Annotated in this window: 14 protein-coding genes; all 14 read right to left on the bottom strand. The window is 47.5% G+C overall.

Annotation, left to right across the window (positions count from 1 at the left end; genetic code table 11):
* Nucleotides 1-5: 5 nt before the first annotated feature.
* Nucleotides 6-1,160: a polysaccharide pyruvyl transferase CsaB gene (gene csaB / locus MHB84_RS15940; protein ID WP_076287603.1), complete on the bottom strand. Its 1,155-nt coding sequence runs from the start codon at nucleotides 1,158-1,160 to the stop codon at nucleotides 6-8.
* A complete protein-coding gene (locus MHB84_RS15935) occupies nucleotides 1,136-3,157 on the bottom strand; it encodes a DUF5693 family protein (protein ID WP_076287602.1) in 2,022 nt (673 codons plus the stop codon). The genes csaB and MHB84_RS15935 overlap by 25 nt, the downstream gene beginning before the upstream one ends.
* A gap of 239 nt (nucleotides 3,158-3,396) precedes the next feature.
* Nucleotides 3,397-5,118, bottom strand: a complete 1,722-nt coding sequence (locus MHB84_RS15930) for a phospho-sugar mutase (protein WP_076287601.1) — start codon at nucleotides 5,116-5,118, stop codon at nucleotides 3,397-3,399.
* 57 nt (nucleotides 5,119-5,175) lie between these two features.
* Nucleotides 5,176-5,607: a 3-hydroxyacyl-ACP dehydratase FabZ gene (gene fabZ, locus MHB84_RS15925; RefSeq protein ID WP_024632705.1), complete on the bottom strand. Its 432-nt coding sequence runs from the start codon at nucleotides 5,605-5,607 to the stop codon at nucleotides 5,176-5,178.
* A 481-nt stretch (nucleotides 5,608-6,088) separates the two neighbouring features.
* A complete protein-coding gene (locus tag MHB84_RS15920; RefSeq protein WP_024632706.1) occupies nucleotides 6,089-6,313 on the bottom strand; it encodes a DNA-directed RNA polymerase subunit beta in 225 nt (74 codons plus the stop codon).
* A gap of 12 nt (nucleotides 6,314-6,325) precedes the next feature.
* Nucleotides 6,326-7,165 carry a flagellar hook-basal body protein gene (locus MHB84_RS15915; protein ID WP_076287600.1) on the bottom strand — a complete coding sequence of 280 codons (840 nt, stop codon included), beginning with the start codon at nucleotides 7,163-7,165 and terminating at the stop codon, nucleotides 6,326-6,328.
* A gap of 636 nt (nucleotides 7,166-7,801) precedes the next feature.
* On the bottom strand, nucleotides 7,802-8,686 hold the full coding sequence (locus tag MHB84_RS15910; protein WP_076287599.1) for a flagellar hook-basal body protein: 885 nt from the start codon (nucleotides 8,684-8,686) through the stop codon (nucleotides 7,802-7,804).
* 103 nt (nucleotides 8,687-8,789) lie between these two features.
* Nucleotides 8,790-9,788, bottom strand: coding sequence for a rod shape-determining protein (locus MHB84_RS15905; RefSeq protein WP_076287598.1), 999 nt, complete (start codon nucleotides 9,786-9,788; stop codon nucleotides 8,790-8,792).
* Nucleotides 9,789-10,007: 219 nt separating this feature from the next.
* On the bottom strand, nucleotides 10,008-10,295 hold the full coding sequence (spoIIID, locus tag MHB84_RS15900) for a sporulation transcriptional regulator SpoIIID (RefSeq protein WP_024632710.1): 288 nt from the start codon (nucleotides 10,293-10,295) through the stop codon (nucleotides 10,008-10,010).
* Nucleotides 10,296-10,466: 171 nt separating this feature from the next.
* Nucleotides 10,467-11,207 (bottom strand): M23 family metallopeptidase, encoded by a 741-nt coding sequence (locus tag MHB84_RS15895; protein WP_076287597.1) that lies wholly within the window; start codon nucleotides 11,205-11,207, stop codon nucleotides 10,467-10,469.
* A gap of 553 nt (nucleotides 11,208-11,760) precedes the next feature.
* Nucleotides 11,761-13,107, bottom strand: a complete 1,347-nt coding sequence (gene spoIID / locus MHB84_RS15890; protein ID WP_076287596.1) for a stage II sporulation protein D — start codon at nucleotides 13,105-13,107, stop codon at nucleotides 11,761-11,763.
* Nucleotides 13,108-13,568: 461 nt separating this feature from the next.
* The gene (gene murA, locus MHB84_RS15885) at nucleotides 13,569-14,915 is read right to left on the bottom strand and encodes a UDP-N-acetylglucosamine 1-carboxyvinyltransferase (RefSeq protein WP_083678749.1); all 1,347 of its coding nucleotides are present in this window, start codon (nucleotides 14,913-14,915) and stop codon (nucleotides 13,569-13,571) included.
* Nucleotides 14,916-15,435: 520 nt separating this feature from the next.
* Nucleotides 15,436-15,693: a DUF1146 family protein gene (locus MHB84_RS15880; RefSeq protein WP_062321714.1), complete on the bottom strand. Its 258-nt coding sequence runs from the start codon at nucleotides 15,691-15,693 to the stop codon at nucleotides 15,436-15,438.
* Nucleotides 15,694-16,297: 604 nt separating this feature from the next.
* A complete protein-coding gene (locus MHB84_RS15875) occupies nucleotides 16,298-16,702 on the bottom strand; it encodes a F0F1 ATP synthase subunit epsilon (RefSeq protein ID WP_076287595.1) in 405 nt (134 codons plus the stop codon).
* Between the last annotated feature and the right edge of the window lie 38 nt (nucleotides 16,703-16,740).

The raw sequence follows: 16,740 nt of genomic DNA, 5'->3' as shown, positions 1-16,740 counted from the left end.
TTATTTCACCCTTTGCGGCCTAAATATTTAATAATTTGCTGAGCAGGCACTTTGGCTTCCTGCTTCAATTCGGTGATGCCTTCTTCATGTTCCTTCAGCCACTGTGAACGTTGATCCAACAGGTTAGCCACCGTCTTCGCCAGTTTATCCCCATCCAGCGCATCCGTACTGCCCACAGTTTCACTATCCAGACGCAGCATGAACTGATCAATCTTCGGATCATACGAGATACCAACGGGTGGAACATACTGTGATGCTGCATAGATCAGACTGTGCAGACGCATGCCGATAACGACATCACAATTGCTGACTTCCTGAAGCATCAGCTGCGGATCGGTGAGATCCTTGGTAATACTTACTTCGCTACCCTTGTTACCGAGGTCACCGAGCATTTCCATGACAAAACGCGAAGCCTGCTCATCAATCGGTAAGTGAAATGGCATAAAGCGCAAGTGAACGGCTTTTTTGGAGCAAAGCTTCTTCAATCCAGCAGCAATCGCTGTAAGCTCTTTCCGATCCGACTCCCAGAAACGTACGGATACGCCGATCACCGGGAGTTTGGTATGAACGCTTGCTCCTTGAGCATTAACCGCGACTGAACTTACTTCTTCCGCTTGGACTTCAGGCAGTGGCAGACCCATCACAGGGTCAGGGACCACATGAATCTGATTCCACTGCAATCCGAGTCCGCGCAAATATTCAGCAGATTGTTCATCACGTACAGATACATAATTACAAGCCTTAAAGACCGAACGAATCATTGGATTGAACATTTTGCGATTTACAGGTCCAATGCCCTGCGCATAGATAAATGTTGGTTTTTTCAACCATTGTGCCAGTTTGATAACACCCAAGTAGTAAGGGATGGATTTCAGTCCAGTTGCATCCTGCAGCAGACTTCCTCCCCCACTAATTAAACCGTCACTTTCCTTGATCGCTTCGCGAACCTCCTTCAACTTCATCCGATGTACTGAACGTACACCGTACATTGAAGTGGTCGACTCCGGGTCACCGGAGAGCACAATCGGCTCAATCGTGACATTCGATCTGTGACTCTCCTCTTCCAGCGCCGTCAAAATTGACTTTAGTACCGCTTCGTCTCCGCTGTTGCGGAATCCGTAATATCCCGAGATGACTAACTTTTGAGAAGTGGTGACCATTTTTTCCAACATCCTTCCGCTACTTGCCACACACCCACAGCAACGATACCGAAGATTAAGCCAAGTCCCAATCCCATCACTCCACGAATGAGTGACAATACAGCTGGCGTATGGATATGCGCGAACGTATCCACCATGGACAATTGTCCAATTGCTGCAATAATGAGCACAAAGATGACTTTACGATATTTTAAAGCGGCGAACACGCCAACGATAAACAGCGGGTGTCCCAGCATAAATTCTTTGAATCTTGGTCGCACGCCGAACGTGTCTTCCAACACAACACGCAGGAACATCTCGAAAGGCGTAACCGAACCCGAGTTGCCTGTACGACTCAAATAGTAATACCCAACAACGGCAGCAACAAGTGCTAATACAACCATCACAACGGTAATCGGAGTACGAAGCAGGTTCTTAATTTGCTTAATGGAGAACGTACCCGAACCACGGTAAAACACAATATAAATCGCTACCAGCGCCATAGGTGCAAAGTGCAACAGGCTCACGCCTCGGAACTGGTTGATCACCAGACTGTACGTAATGCTGTTCAGCAATGCGATGACAAAAGGCACCGCCAGGAACGAAAGAATCGACGTTCTTACATATAAGAAGATCGTTTGTGCCAATCGACGACCCGCAGGCGCGTCTGGCTGACGCTGTTGCTGATAGTTCACTGTACGAACCGCCAGCACCATCGCAATGGTTGGCGCGCTAATTGCGACCAGCAAGGCAATTCCTTGCTCCAGCAACGTCGGTTTGAGCAAGAATAACCCGGCACTACCCACCAGAGCCAGCGCAAATACCAGCAATGTCAGTAGTGGTACAAAATAGGAAACCATAAGCGTAATCATTGCGATTGCACCAATCAAGGCCACCAGCTTGGCATAACGCTGAATGGAAGAATCCTTAACCGTGAACGCTTCAGCTTGTCCGAGTTCAAAGCCGTGTTTGCCCATACGTTCAATCGCATGACCTGGCTCACCCAAACTGTTGATCAGATTATCAATCGGATTGGTGATCATAGCTTTGGCTGTATTCCGACTTGGCGAAGCATTCATATAGAGCATACGAATGTTGCGGTCTTTGGTAGCCAAAACAAAACGGTCAGCAATGGTGTCTACATCCAGATTGGCATCCCCGTCACTTAAGGAGTACAGACGAGTTACATTGTAGTCAATTTTATAGGAGAGAGTCTCAAAACCGGATTGTGGTTTCTTCAAATTCTCAATAGCCGCCAGTCCAATATGGTGCTTGTTCAGCAACTGGGCAAACATATCGATACTCTTCATCTCTGCATTATCATTGTACCCTTTCACAGCATCGCCATCAAACAAGATGCGCTTTACCCCATTTTCTTCGAAGAAGGTAAGCAGGCGTTCCATGGATTCCTGATTGTAAGGAACACTGTCTGCGATCCGTGGCAAAATGTAAAATCCTTTATCACGCAGCATCTTCACGGCAACCGGATCTGGTTGCAAAGGCTGCATGTTGGCATTCTCCGGTGGAGTCTGCAATATTAAGCCGCTACGACCTTCATATTCCCATGGAAGCACAGGAATCTCCCGATCGGCGAACGTTTGTTCAATGATAGGGGTATACGTCTGTGCATTTTCCTCGTTTGTGAATAACACATACGTGTAATTATCGTTAGCAGGAATGACATTTTTGGTCATGTTCGCAAGATCCTGCCCGTTATATACCATCAGACGGCGGGACTTCTTCAACTCATCCAGTGTACTTTCGAACACCGCCATGGTTGTCACTCCGGCGTCTTTCAACCGAGTCAGTTGTTCATTCATAAAGTCTTGCGGATGGGCCTGATAAGCCGAGATATCCAATAGCCCCCGATAATTGAAGACAAGCTCCACCTTTTTGGCGGAAGATTCCGTCTGTACCCGATCACTGATGACAGGGATGGAAGCAATCAAACCGATAATGACAACAATCCACAGCCACTTCCGTGAAGCGGTATTCCAATAAAGCCATTTTTGACGCACTACATGTACCTCCTCAAGTGTTGGAACCAAATGCACGTTCAGCTCATGATTTTCATTGCATAATAGTGAATAAATACCGGATACAAACAGCTTGTGTCAACAAACGTGCATCTATCCGCAATTCATCCAAAATAGACGTAGGAATTCACCCTTTTTACCTAAAAGAAAAGCCCCTCCGCCAACCAACCTTACGGTGCGGAGAGGCTTTCTCATGTTCTTGCTCAGTACTGCATTCGTATTTATTGTGCGTCTACACGCGTCATCACCGTAGTAACCAAACGCTCAATACGGCTTTCGGCGTCTTCCAGGTCCTCTCCGCGCACGGCGAAGTATACTTTGATCTTCGGTTCTGTTCCCGAAGGACGCAGGCAGAACCATGATCCGTCTGCCAAAATAAATTTCAGAACGTTCTCTTTAGGCAAGCCATCCAAGCCAAGGGAGTAATCCAGCACATCTTGTACAGCGATGCCGGCTACTTCTTGTGGCGGATTAGAACGCCAGTCGGTCATTTTCGCCTGAATTTGAGCTACGCCATCCTTGCCTTTCAGCGTACGGGACTCCAGCTTCTCCAGGAAATATCCGAATTGGCTGTACAGCTCTTGCAGGACATCATAGAGCGTTTTGCCTTGGTTTTTATAATAAGCAGCTGCTTCAGCAATTAGCATTGCAGCCAGGACTGCATCCTTGTCACGTGCGTAGCTGCCTGCCAGGTAGCCGTAGCTCTCCTCATAACCGAACAAGAACGTATGACTGCCGGTTGCTTCGAACTGGTTCATTTTTTCACCGATATATTTAAAGCCTGTCAGGGTGTTCATCACTTCTGCACCGTAATGCTCAGCAATGACCGCTCCCATCTCGCTTGTTACAATCGTTTTGATAACCGCGCTGTTTTTCGGCAGTTTACCTGTTTCTTGCAAGCGGCTCAACACATAGTGCACCATGATAGCTCCGGATTGGTTACCCGAAAGTACGAAATACTTGCCATCATTGTCTTTCACTACCGCACCCATGCGATCAGCATCCGGATCTGTACCGATCAGAATGTCCGCACCCACGGTTTCACCCAGCTTCATTGCAAGCGTAAATGCTTCGCGCTCTTCCGGGTTAGGGGACTTCACTGTGGAAAATTCAGCATCAGGCTGTTCTTGTTCTGCCACAATGTGAACCTGCTCAAAACCGATCTGTTCCAACACTCGACGTACAGGCACATTACCTGTTCCATGCAGTGGAGTGAAGACGATTTTGAAATCACGGCCAACGCCGGATTGAATCAGGTCACGACTGAGACTTAGGCTGGCAACGGTATCAACAAATGCCTGATCTTCCTCTTCCCCAAGCCATACGAGCAATCCTTGAGCTTCGGCTTCTTCCTGCGTCAGCTTTTTCACATCCGCGAGGGAAGGAACTTCCTGAATGTATTGAATGACTTTCTCCGCTTCGTGTGGTACCAGTTGGCCACCCTCGTGGTTGTACACTTTGTAGCCATTGTATTCAGGAGGATTATGACTCGCTGTCACCACAATACCGCCGGTTGCTTGCAGATGACGTACACTGAAGGAAAGCTGAGGCGTAGGACGCAGGGAAGTAAACAGCTTAGCCACAATGCCATTTCCAGCCAGAACCAAGGCAGCATCCAGTGTGAATTCAGGTGAGAAATGACGGGAATCATGTGCGATCACTACAGAAGGTTTACCTTCTTTGTCGCCATGCTGCTCCAGCAAATAACGGGCAAACCCTTGCGTTGCACGACCCACGGTATAACGGTTCATCCGGTTGCTTCCCGCTCCGATCACACCACGCAATCCACCTGTACCAAACTCCAGATTTCTGTAAAAACGATCCTCCAGCTCTTTCGGCTGATCCTGCAAATCACGAAGCTCCTGTTTCGTCGCTTCATCAATCGAAGCATCCTCCAACCACTGCTGCAATGTTTGTGCTGCTGTTGCGCTTAACTGTTCCATTCCTGCAAACCCCTTCCTTCTATATAAAATTCAATTAAATGCTGAACGATACAATCATTAGCTTGGGTCAGACAGTGCGAACATGATCTCGCCTTCAGCTACCACTTTGTCGCCTACTCTGGCTGTAGCTTTGCCTTTACCAATTGAACCTTTGAGACGTGTAATCTCCACTTCCAGCATCAATGTATCTCCAGGCACAACTTGTCCACGGAATCGGAAATTGTCCAGTCCCGCCAAAAAGCCGATTTTGCCTTTGTTGCCTTCCAAATTAAGAATGGCTACTGCACCGACCTGTGCCAATGCTTCTGTAATCAACACACCCGGCATTACCGGATACTCTGGAAAATGACCAATGAAGAACGGTTCATTAATGGTTACATTTTTCAAACCAACGGCACGTTTGCCATCCTCTAATTCTACAATCTTGTCCACCAGCAGAAACGGGGGACGGTGTGGAATAATTTCTTGGATCTGTTTGATATCGAGCACAGTATAATCTCCTCTCAGGGTCATTTATACGAGGGTCATCCCCAACATAATGTATTGCCTACTACCAGCGTGTTGAACGTTACGGTTACGGATCGTCCTTCTGATCGCTGTTGTCTCCAAATTTTCTAGATGCAATATTAGAAAGGTTAAAATTTGGAGACAAAGGCGAGCGCTTCGCTTCTTCAGGATCGATTCCGTTCCCTCCACTACGCCGGTGGTGAAACAAACATTATGATAATGCACCTCATATAAATGTGTTTTTCATTTTAAATTGTATGAAAAGCATATTTTCAGTTAACACTAGTTATATCCTTCATGACTGCAGTAGTGAAGGTTGAGATAAGGGGTCTCTCTTCGCGATGACGAATGTCTTTCGCAGGGGAGGCCTCTTTTGACGTCAAACGTCATCCATCATTATACTGTTTTCAACGCCAAAAAGAAAACTCCTGCCTGCGCAGGAGTTTTCGCATATATCGTTCATCTACGGAGCGAATACCAAATCATATACATGTTCCCATGTACTCCACTGCAATACGGAACCGATATCCTGTTTGCCCAGTACCACGTAGCCAGCCACCAATCCGCCAGCGAGTGCAAGAACAAGCAGGACCGGAACCAAAAACCATCTTGCGATGCGCCATCCACTCTTCTTCTTCTTGACTTTCGTCTTATCCGGCTTGCTGTTCTGCTGCTGTGTATCTGTCATCACATTCACCTTTTATGCTCTCATATTGTTGGCAAGACCCGACATGGAATCACTGGATGTCAGTGCGCGTGCCGCCAGTTGGTAAGTCCGCTGTCCTTGCATCAGCAAAGCCATCTCTTGTGTCAAATCCACGTTGGATTGTTCAATGTAGCCTGCACGGATCATGGCTGTCGCTTCACGTGTAGCTGCATTGGCTCCAAATACATCATCCTCGGTCAGACCCGCATCCAGACCAAACAGGTTATCCGCATACTGCACAAGCCCTTCCGGGCGCTCGATATCAACGAGTTGCAATTGGGCTCCAATCGTTGCATTGGCTTCATTGCCACGACGGATCAACAGATTGCCTTTTTCATCAAATGCAACCTTGCTGTTATTCGGTGCCGTAATGCGATTACCTTGACGATCCAATGCAAAGTGGCCTTCGCCATTGACCAATACCATCATGTCTGGCGCATTGGGATTCGTTTTGGGTCTTGTATCAGGGACAAAATGGAATGCACCCTGACGCGTCCACATTTTCTCACCATTTGCTTCAACGGCAAACATCGCATTGCCTTCAATCGCCAGATCGGTAGGATTGCCTGTCTCATTGAGTGTACCTTGAGTCATATCCTTTGTCACATCAGCCAACCGTACGCCAAACCCGAGGTTGTATCCCATCGGGGTCGAGCGTCCATCAAGCTTGTACTTGTCCGGTTGCTGCTGCACACGTGTCAGTACATCTTCAAAGGCTGCTTGCTTACTCTTATAGCCTGCCGTATTTACGTTGGCAATATTATCGGAAATGACATCCAGACGTTGCTGTATTCCGGTCATGGAGACCATTGCACTAATCATGGAATTATTCATTCGGTGGTTACCCTCCCTGGTTCTCCCCTCCCAAACCCTCCCTGGTAGGGAGGGCCCCAGATGGCGCTGCCCTCTGGACTCCCGAAACAGGCGGAGTGGGTGCGTGGGGTATGATCTTGCTAAGCGACGGTGGTGTGTGTGTGCCGCGACTGCCCAACTAATATTTACGCCATAGTTTCACATGGCTAAATATTAGTTGGGCACGCTCTTTATGCGGCGAGTAGCTCCGCGTGGTCTCTCCCTGCTTTGCTCCGCAAAGGACTGTCGAGACCCTCGCTACGCTTAGGATAATGCTGCGCAATCCTCGCATAGGCTCGTTTGCGTTTTGGCTTTGCGCTCCGCGTGGTCTCTCCCTGCTTTGCTCCGCAAAGGACTGTCGAGACCCTCGCTGTGCTTAGGATAATGCTGCGCAATCCTCGCACGGGCTCGGCTGCGTTTAGACCTTTGCGCTCCGCGTGGTCTCTCCCTGCTTTGCTTCGCAAAGTACTGTCGAGACCGTCGCTGCGCTCAGGATAATGCTACGCAATCCTCATATAAGCTCGGCTGCGTTTTGGCTTGCGCTTCGCGTGAGCCTCTCTGCTTTGCTTCGCAAAGGGCGTTTGGCTCTCCGCTACACGGCTATATTATACGTTGGCGTTATACACGCCCAACTTCATTGACGGCTTTATCCAGACTGCGGTCGTAGAATTGTACGACTTTCTGGTTCGCTTCATAAGCACGAAATGCTGCATTCATATCTACAGTTGCCTGTGATGCATCTACATTCGAACCTTCCAGGTAGCCCTGACGGATCTGCACATTATCACCGGCAGCCATCATCCGGGCCGTTGCTCCATTCTGATCATTCAGGCTGAAATTACCATCGCCTTGACGTACCAGTTGGTTGGGTTGATCGATGACACTGATTCCCAATGTAACACCTGTGGGTGCACCCGTCTCTGCATTAACAAGACGACCTTGCTCATCCACTTTAAATTGGTCTACCGAGCCTGTCAACACAACAGGTTGTCCATTATTATCCAGAACTTGTGAACCTGTTGAGCTGAGCAGCTGTCCAGTTCCTGTAATCTCGAAGTGCCCATCACGTGTATATCTTGTGTTGCCTTCTGCATCCTGTACTGTAAAATACGCCTGAGGTTGGTAAGTTACCGTGCCATCAGCTCGTACAAATTTGCCTGAACCGTCAAACGGGACAGGTTGTCCTGTCTGTGGATCATTCACGGCCAGATTGGACGAAATGGCAAAATCACTCTTTTGCCCACTTTCCATAATGGCTCCCTGCAAATTCATGGACAAACTTTCTTCCGCGAACACACCCGTGTTCAGCTTGCCCAGCCGCTTTGTCGGAAGATTAGCATCTCCGCCTACCAAAGTAATGAGCATTTCCGGGAAAGAACGACTTACGCTGTTCACTTGTTTATATCCCGTTGTGTTCATATTTACGATATTCTGTGTTGCGGTGTCATGGCGGCGTTGTTGCGTTATCATTCCCGCGGTAGCGGTGTACAGACCTCTTAACATGTATTAACCCCTCTCCTCAAGCGCTTGTCCTTCATTACAGGATGGCTGCTTGTCCGTTCTGCTTCCCGAGCTTGGGCGAACCTTTGCTTTTTATATCGGCAGATTAGAACTTTTTCTTAACCACTTGATCCAAATTATTCAGCATAATGCCAGTTCCCTTCACGACACAATGCATCGGATCCTCTGCAACCCATACCGGTACATGCAATTCATTGGACAACAGTTCGTCCAGTCCGTTCAGCAAAGCGCCTCCTCCTGTCAACACGACACCTCGGTCAATAATGTCCGCTGACAATTCCGGTGGCGTCCGCTCCAATACCGACTTAGCTGCAACGATGATGGATTGCACGGAATCCCATAGCGCCTCTTGCACTTCATTCCCCGACACCGTTACGGTAACAGGCAACCCGGATACCATATCCCGACCGCGAATGTCCATCTCTGTTTGACGTCCGCCCGGATGTACGGAACCAATCGCAATTTTGAGATCTTCGGCTGTACGTTCACCGATCATGAGTTTGTATTTGGCTTTGATAAACTTGATAATCGCTTCGTCGAACTTGTCCCCTGCGACTTTAATAGAAGAGGCGGTGACTACGTCGCCCATAGACAGGACTGCAACGTCAGTCGTTCCGCCGCCGATATCCACGACCATATTGCCGCTCGGCTGAAAAATATCCATTCCCGCACCGATCGCTGCCGCTTTCGGCTCTTCTTCCAGAAATACTTCTTTGGCACCGCTGCGCTCAGCAGCTTCACGGATAGCCTTCTGCTCCACGGAGGTAATGTTGGTTGGTGCACAGATCAGAATACGCGGGTGGCTGTACCAGCTTCTTGCCCCCACACGATTAATGAAATGTCTAAGCATTGCTTCCGTAATCTCGAAGTCCGCAATAACACCGTCACGCAGCGGTCTAATGGCAACAATGTTACCTGGAGTACGCCCCACCATACGACGCGCTTCTTCCCCAACAGCAAGGACCCGCTTCGTATCGCTTTCAATGGTCACGACGGAAGGTTCATCGAGGACAACCCCACTTCCTTTCACGTGAATAAGCACGTTCGCCGTGCCAAGATCAATACCGATATCCTTGCTAAACATAAAAGAGCCCCCAAAGTGATATTATTTGGTCAGCGTATCCTGTGAAAAAGAGTCCCTTATCACGTCACCGCTCGTTCGACAAAGTGCAACATATATATGTAAAAATCGGGCTGATAAGATGTCATAATTCGATCCTGTACCAGCTTTTAACATATCATACTTCAGGGGAGGGATTCAATGCATGTGTGAGCTTTTTGGCCTACGTCTTTCCGCAGGTCCCTACGATTTAGCGGAAGCCAACACCTCGCGTTTTTTACCGCTTGTTTTTTTGTATTTAATTTTGGTCGCTTCACCGCCCCGCAAATGACGGATGGACTTATGATACTCCAGAATGTGTTTCACCTGGTCAGCAAGATCAGGGTTGATTTCCGGCAGACGCTCCGTCAGATCCTTATGCACAGTACTCTTTGACACGCCGAATTCCTTGGCTATGGTACGGACCGTATTCCTCGTCTCAACAATGCAGCGACCAATTTTTATGGTCCGTTCCTTGATGTAATCGTGCACGCTCCCGCCTCCCTACTGTGTGGATAGTTTGGTACATTATATGAGGAGCATGCCTATATATTCGCGGTTTAAAGGTGTGACAAGCTTCGAAGGTCCCATTATTTTCTGAAAAGCACAAAAAGAGCAGAGGAGAATTCCCTCTGCCCATCATGTTGCTGCGGTAATAATCATTTATTTTTCCGTAAGATATCCTTGCGGGTTAACCGGTTGTCCGTCTTCGTAAACTTCAAAGTGAAGGTGGTTGCCCAGCGTTTTTTCCAGTTCATTAACGCCAGCCGATGCAATTGCATCTCCTTGCTTCACTTCATCATCCTGTTTCACTTTGACGTCAGCCAGGCTTTGGTATACGGTTTTGAGGTTATCACTGTGCGTGATTTCCACAACTTGACCTGTCAGCGGGTTTTGTTCAACCCGGGTAACTTTTCCGCCGAGTGCCGCTTTAACCTCGAACGTTTTGTTATCCCCACGTGCCAGATCTACACCCGTGTTCGGAATAAATGTGTCATTGTACTGCACCATCGCTGCTTCATGTTCCTCACTTGAAGCTTCGTTGTCATAGAAAGGTTTTACTACCGAAATTTCTGACGGAACCGCTACTGGCCATACAAAATTCTCCGACTTTGCAACAACTTCCACACTTTCCTGTTCTCCGTTAACCGCTGTTTCTTCTGTACCCGCCGATGCGCCTGTTTCTACTACCCCGTTAGCAGGGTCCGAGTTCAGCGTTTTGTCGCCTGTGCCCTGATAGACCCACACTAAGGTTAGTATAATGCCTGCTGCTGCGATGTAGGCTGCCGGGAAAACCCAACGTTTGGACATTGCTCTTTTCCATGAAGAGGGCTGGCTAGCCGGTACTCCTTGAGTTGTTTTAGGAGTTTCTTCTTGGACTGATTTTTTGTTTTGTTCATTCATCTTAATCACCTCAGTAACAAGTGTTACCGGGTGCAACTCTTTTATACACGCGCGACTCTAATTATTTTCACGGAGCTTTCAAAGAGTGCTATATATGCTGAGATGAGTGTTAGTACGTGCACCGCTTCGGGGCCAGAAAACCTTTCGACCGGCTGTTACTCCCAGATTTCTTCTATCACCTTCTATAAAGGTGAAATCCGGGAGTAAAGGCGGACACTTCGTTTCTACAGGCCTTTTCTGTCCCCTGCGCTCTCCATACGCTCGACACTCTCCGCATATATAGCCAAGTTTTGAAAGCTCCGGAAGGGGTGGTGGACAGAAATGCATGGATTGGATTTAGCAGCCAATCCTTATTAAGTGCGACTGTGAGATTGAGCACGGCGATATAGTTTTAAGTTCATTGGTAGAGCTAACGGTGGGTTTTAATTCTAGGCTTAGCAACTTCATAGAGTGTCTGCGAGGGCTCGCTTTATATTATCAGTGGCCCAATACTGCTAATAGACTAACGGTTGGTAATCCAAATTGTCCGGTTGATACCGAATTCCATGTTGGTCTATTTGGAGGCTAGCATCTTGGATGCCTGTCCGAAGGAGATGCCGGTGTAGTAGTGTTTGAGAATCTGGGTTGCGGTGTGACCCTCCTGTGCCATGCCGTTGGCTCCCCATTGGCTCATGCCGACTCCATGACCGTATCCATACGTTGTAATTTGAACCTCGTCTCCATCGGTCTTCCAGCTGAACTGGCTAGATCTAAGCCCAAGCAGCTTTCGAACTTCCGGCCCGCTAAACGTTTTACCTGCAATCTGCATCTCCTTGATGCGATGGCCTTGCGTTGTAGACAATACTTCCATCCAGCCACCGCTTTGCTGCGCACTCACAGGGATAGCATTTGCACCCAGATTCAACTTTTGGAGAATCTCACTGCGCTTCATGGTGATGGTTTCTTCAAAACCGGGAGCCAGATTTTTATCCCACGGACTCGCTACACTTTGTAAATAAGGAACAGGGTTCCCCCAGACATCCTCAGCATTCTCCGTATACCCATTACTTGTGGAGAAAAAGGATGCAGTAATTGCCTTGCCTTGATATGTCATGACGGAATCTTTGCTTTCGCGGACAGCCTGCTGCAGCTTCTCCCATTCCTTCGCTTTCCCCAGACGTGTCCAGTCCGCTTTTACTTGTTCTGGTGGTATAAATACCTGATGACTCACAGTATCCGTTACATCCGCTTCTCCTGAAGGTACACCGCTTGTATCGTTGGCTGCCAGTCTTCTCACAATAAATGTCCTTGCAGCAATGGCCTGTGCCTTCAGAGCTTCCAATCTGAACTCCGCTGGCATCTCGGCAGCGACTACTCCGGTAACATAATCTTCAAGCGGGAGATTCATCGTTGTACCGGTTGCGGACAGGTATACCCTTACTTGGGGTTCAGGGTAGGTAACGGGTACAGCTGGAGAAGGTGCTGGAGTCGTTACACTGCCTGTACCAGGTGGGACAGGGATCGGTTTAACAGAATCATCCGTCCGCGGCCAGACTAGAATGGCGGGGATCAACAGCGCAAGTGCCAGTACTGCCGATACAGCCGCTGCCGGTTGCCAGCGAGTGTTGTTCTTGCCCCATCTGCGGCCTCGGCCGAACGTACGCATTCGGCGGCGCTTCACACGGCGAAACTGGTCTAATTCAATGACAGGTATGTGTATACGTGCCGTAGTGTGTTGAGCTGACTCCTGTTTGGTGGCAGCCCCTCTAGGAGATGTTGTTATGGGCTCATCTGGAACAGTTCTGATGTTCGTTGAAGCAAGCTTGTCTTTTTCCACACCGAAACCAGCAATCTCTTCTGGCTCCTTCACTAGTGGACGAGGGACAAGAGGTACCTTAACCTGCACACGGGCTTCTTTCATTTTGATATAACCCTCCGTTGTCCATGGCCGGTCAAGCGCCGGTCCTTTTGTTCAAATCCATAGTTTAGGGTATGAGCTGCGTGGATCTGATAGAACCTGATTTAAGAGAAACGAAGGCATTCCATATGTGGCGATTTCTAACTTACTTCTGTTATGTATTATTAAAAAACATTGATCTGTCGCGGAATCCGGTTCCATAAGGTACCATCCGTTCCTCAAAAAGCATGCTCTTTCATTTGTTCAGAATTGGTACAGAATACGATGTTATGCTATATAAGTTAAGACCAGCTATTAATAGAATCAGGTACTGATTCAGTTGATTGTTGAACACAAAAAAAGCCAAGCCAGATGGCTTAGCTTTTGATCTGAATTTAAATGACAGTACGCATGCTCTCGTCTCCGCAATTTACAATGATGTATGATTCATACTAGAGAGCAACGCTTATTTGTCTAATTCGATGTTATGCCCAAGTCGGTTGTACTTTGAACAGTGGTACTTCTTCCCCGACTTTTTCATTCGAAGCTTTAACTGCATCCAGCTTAGGCTCTTCAACCGAAATACGATAAATATCGGCTCCAAGTCCGTTAAGCTTCTCAGCGAGATGTACGTAGCCACGGTCGATGTGATGAACACCGCCCACTTCCGTTGTACCTTCAGCAACAAGACCCGCGATAATAAGTGCGGCACCCGCACGCAAATCGGTAGCTGTTACTTTGGCACCCTTCAGCTTGGCATTGCCCGTGATGATGGACGAACGTCCTTCAACTTTGATCTCCGCATTCATCAACTGGAATTCATCCACATGCATGAAGCGATTTTCAAAAACAGTCTCTGTTACAACAGAAGTTCCTTCAGACGCAAGCAAAAGGGCCATCATTTGGGATTGCATATCGGTAGGAAAACCTGGGTATGGTAATGTTTTCACATCCACAGCCTTGAGCGGACGATCTGCAATGACACGAACGCCATTCTCGTCAGGATGAATGGTTACGCCCATTTCTTCCAGCTTCGCAATAACAGAACCCAAGTGGTCTGAAATCGCACCTTCGATATACACATCACCACCGGAAATTGCAGCAGCAGCCATATAGGTACCTGCTTCAACCCGGTCAGGAATGACGGTATGCTTCACGCCAGACAGTTTCTCCACACCTTCGATGCGGATGACTCCTGTTCCGGCACCTCGTACTTTGGCGCCCATTCCATTCAGGAAGTTGGCAAGATCCACAATCTCTGGTTCTTTTGCCGCGTTCTCCAGAACAGTTACACCTTCAGCCAATGTTGCAGCCATCATAATATTTTGAGTGGCACCTACGGAAGCCACATCCAGATAAATTTTCGCGCCACGCAACCGTCCTTGGCTGCGAGCTTCTATATAGCCTTGGCCCAAGCTGATCTCAGCGCCCATGGCTTCAAAACCTTTCAAATGCTGATCAATAGGCCGTGTACCGATGGCACATCCACCAGGAAGCGAAATTCTTGTATGACCCATACGCGTCAACAATGGCCCCATGACCAGAAATGACGCCCGCATTTTACTTACCCATTCATACGGTGCCTCACAGGAAGTAAGTTTCTCCGCATTTACGGTAATCACTTCGTCCCGGTATGTAACACCCGCTCCTAGCGATTCCAACACCTTGTTAATCGTCATCACATCGTCTAGAGGAGGAGCGTCAATAATAACGCTTTGTCCTTCTTCCCCTAAGAGAGAGGCAGCGATGATCGGAAGAACAGAATTTTTAGCGCCGCTAACTTTGACACTTCCGGTCAACCTTTTGCCACCGCGGACGATAAATTTGCTCATCATGGTTCCCTCCGCGCTTTTATTCCCTTTTCTTCATTCCGGAATACGTGAGCCCTTCTGTAATAGAAAAGACTGTTGCTGTGTGTGGAATTTCGACATAGCCTGGCAAATAATGCCCTTGATGTCTATTCAGAAAAGAATTGGTTTATAATCCATATTGATGATACCACGTGCGTTGCATGATGCCCTCCGACTTGTAAATGTAATGCCTTACAGGCCAGCAAGCATCTGAACAGACAGAATGGGATGATTATTAGCCGGATTCAACCGGGTATCCCGTTTATAACCACAAAATAAGTGAACAATTGTGAATTCCCTAACTTCCATCATAACATTGTTGAATTGTACGATACAAGCATTTTTACATAAAACATCTCAAATTCATCCAATTCCACGTCACACTTTTTTCTTAATTCATTTGCCGACAACTCATACTCTAATTGTTAACACAATTAATCGATGTTATTCGACATTGAACTGCTTGAAGAACCTAACAGATGATTAACCAACCATCTCAACATTAAAACAAATGGCGCAACATTTGTGTCCATGACAAATAGTCAATGACAAAGCCTGAAACAGCATGCCCAAGTATAATGGCCAACAGTAAGTGTAACAGTCTTCCCTGTGCTCCTCGTGGCTGCCTGATGATTAAATCCAGCTTGAGATTCTGCAAAGCCCACCACGACAACGCTATACATAAAAGAGAGACGATAATTGAGACTAAGCCATTCGTACTTAATGTCTGGTTCAACTGATTCGTCAGGTCAGTATCCATATATTCATTACCTCCACATTTGTTGCAGCGATCAGCATAATTATGCCTGGCATCCATAACTTGTTAGAACAATGGAATGACTTGAACACAACGTACTGAGCCTACTGTCAGACTTACTCCTGCCATGCAGGAAATCTGGATGCCCAATCACGGAGCAGCAAACAATCTGGCTGTGAATGACTATGGAATTCATCAACGCAGCTTCCTGCATCTGCTGACTCTATGGAATATAGGCTCTTTCATCATACATTGTCAATTACATTGATTTCCACTTTGATATTATTTTAAATTCAAAATGTCGGGATTTTGTGACTAAAACGACATAAAAGAGCGTTATTTCGATATCGATCCTGTCATTTCCTCGGAAATAATTTGGATTTCCGTCGTTAAAAATGGTTCCAACAGTGATCATTATCGCCACGACTTTAGTCCTACATTCTATTCAACTGCCCATAAACGGTGAATGCAATTAACTTTATTTGCCGTTAAATCAAGTACTTCAACCGTAGATAATGTCCATATAGTTTACTGTAATTGGAAAAGATAACACTCCAAAAACTCAAAAAAGCCTGGCAGACTAAGCCGCCAGGCTCCGATGAGTAGTTTATTTGCCGTATACGTTGATCCGGTTAACCGCTTTTTGCAGAGCAATCTCTGCCCGGCGGTGATCAAAATGGTCCTGATTGCTTTGGCTGCTGAGACGGCGTTCTGCCCGCTCTTTCGCCGCACGCGCACGGTCCACATCGATATTTTCCGGGAATTCGGCACTTTCTGCGAGCACAACAACCTTATCTTTACGGACTTCGATAAACCCGCCACCAATAGCGACGCGTTTGCTTTCTTTTCCGTTTTTGATATAGATCGGTGCGATCTGTAAAGGTGTAACCATAGGGATATGACCTGGCAGAATGCCCAGCTCCCCTTCAATACCACGAGCCGTGATACTATCCACTTGTTCTGAATATACCAGACGCTCAGGTGTTACGATTTCCAACAAAAAGGTGCTCAATTCCATCCCTCCTGAAACTATCCGAAGGATAGCTCGCT

The organism is Paenibacillus sp. FSL F4-0087 (genome assembly GCF_038020215.1).
In the GTDB taxonomy this organism is placed as follows: domain Bacteria; phylum Bacillota; class Bacilli; order Paenibacillales; family Paenibacillaceae; genus Paenibacillus; species Paenibacillus taichungensis.
The sequence above is the reverse complement of the archived record's forward strand: the minus strand, read 5'-3'. Positions and strand labels throughout refer to the sequence as shown.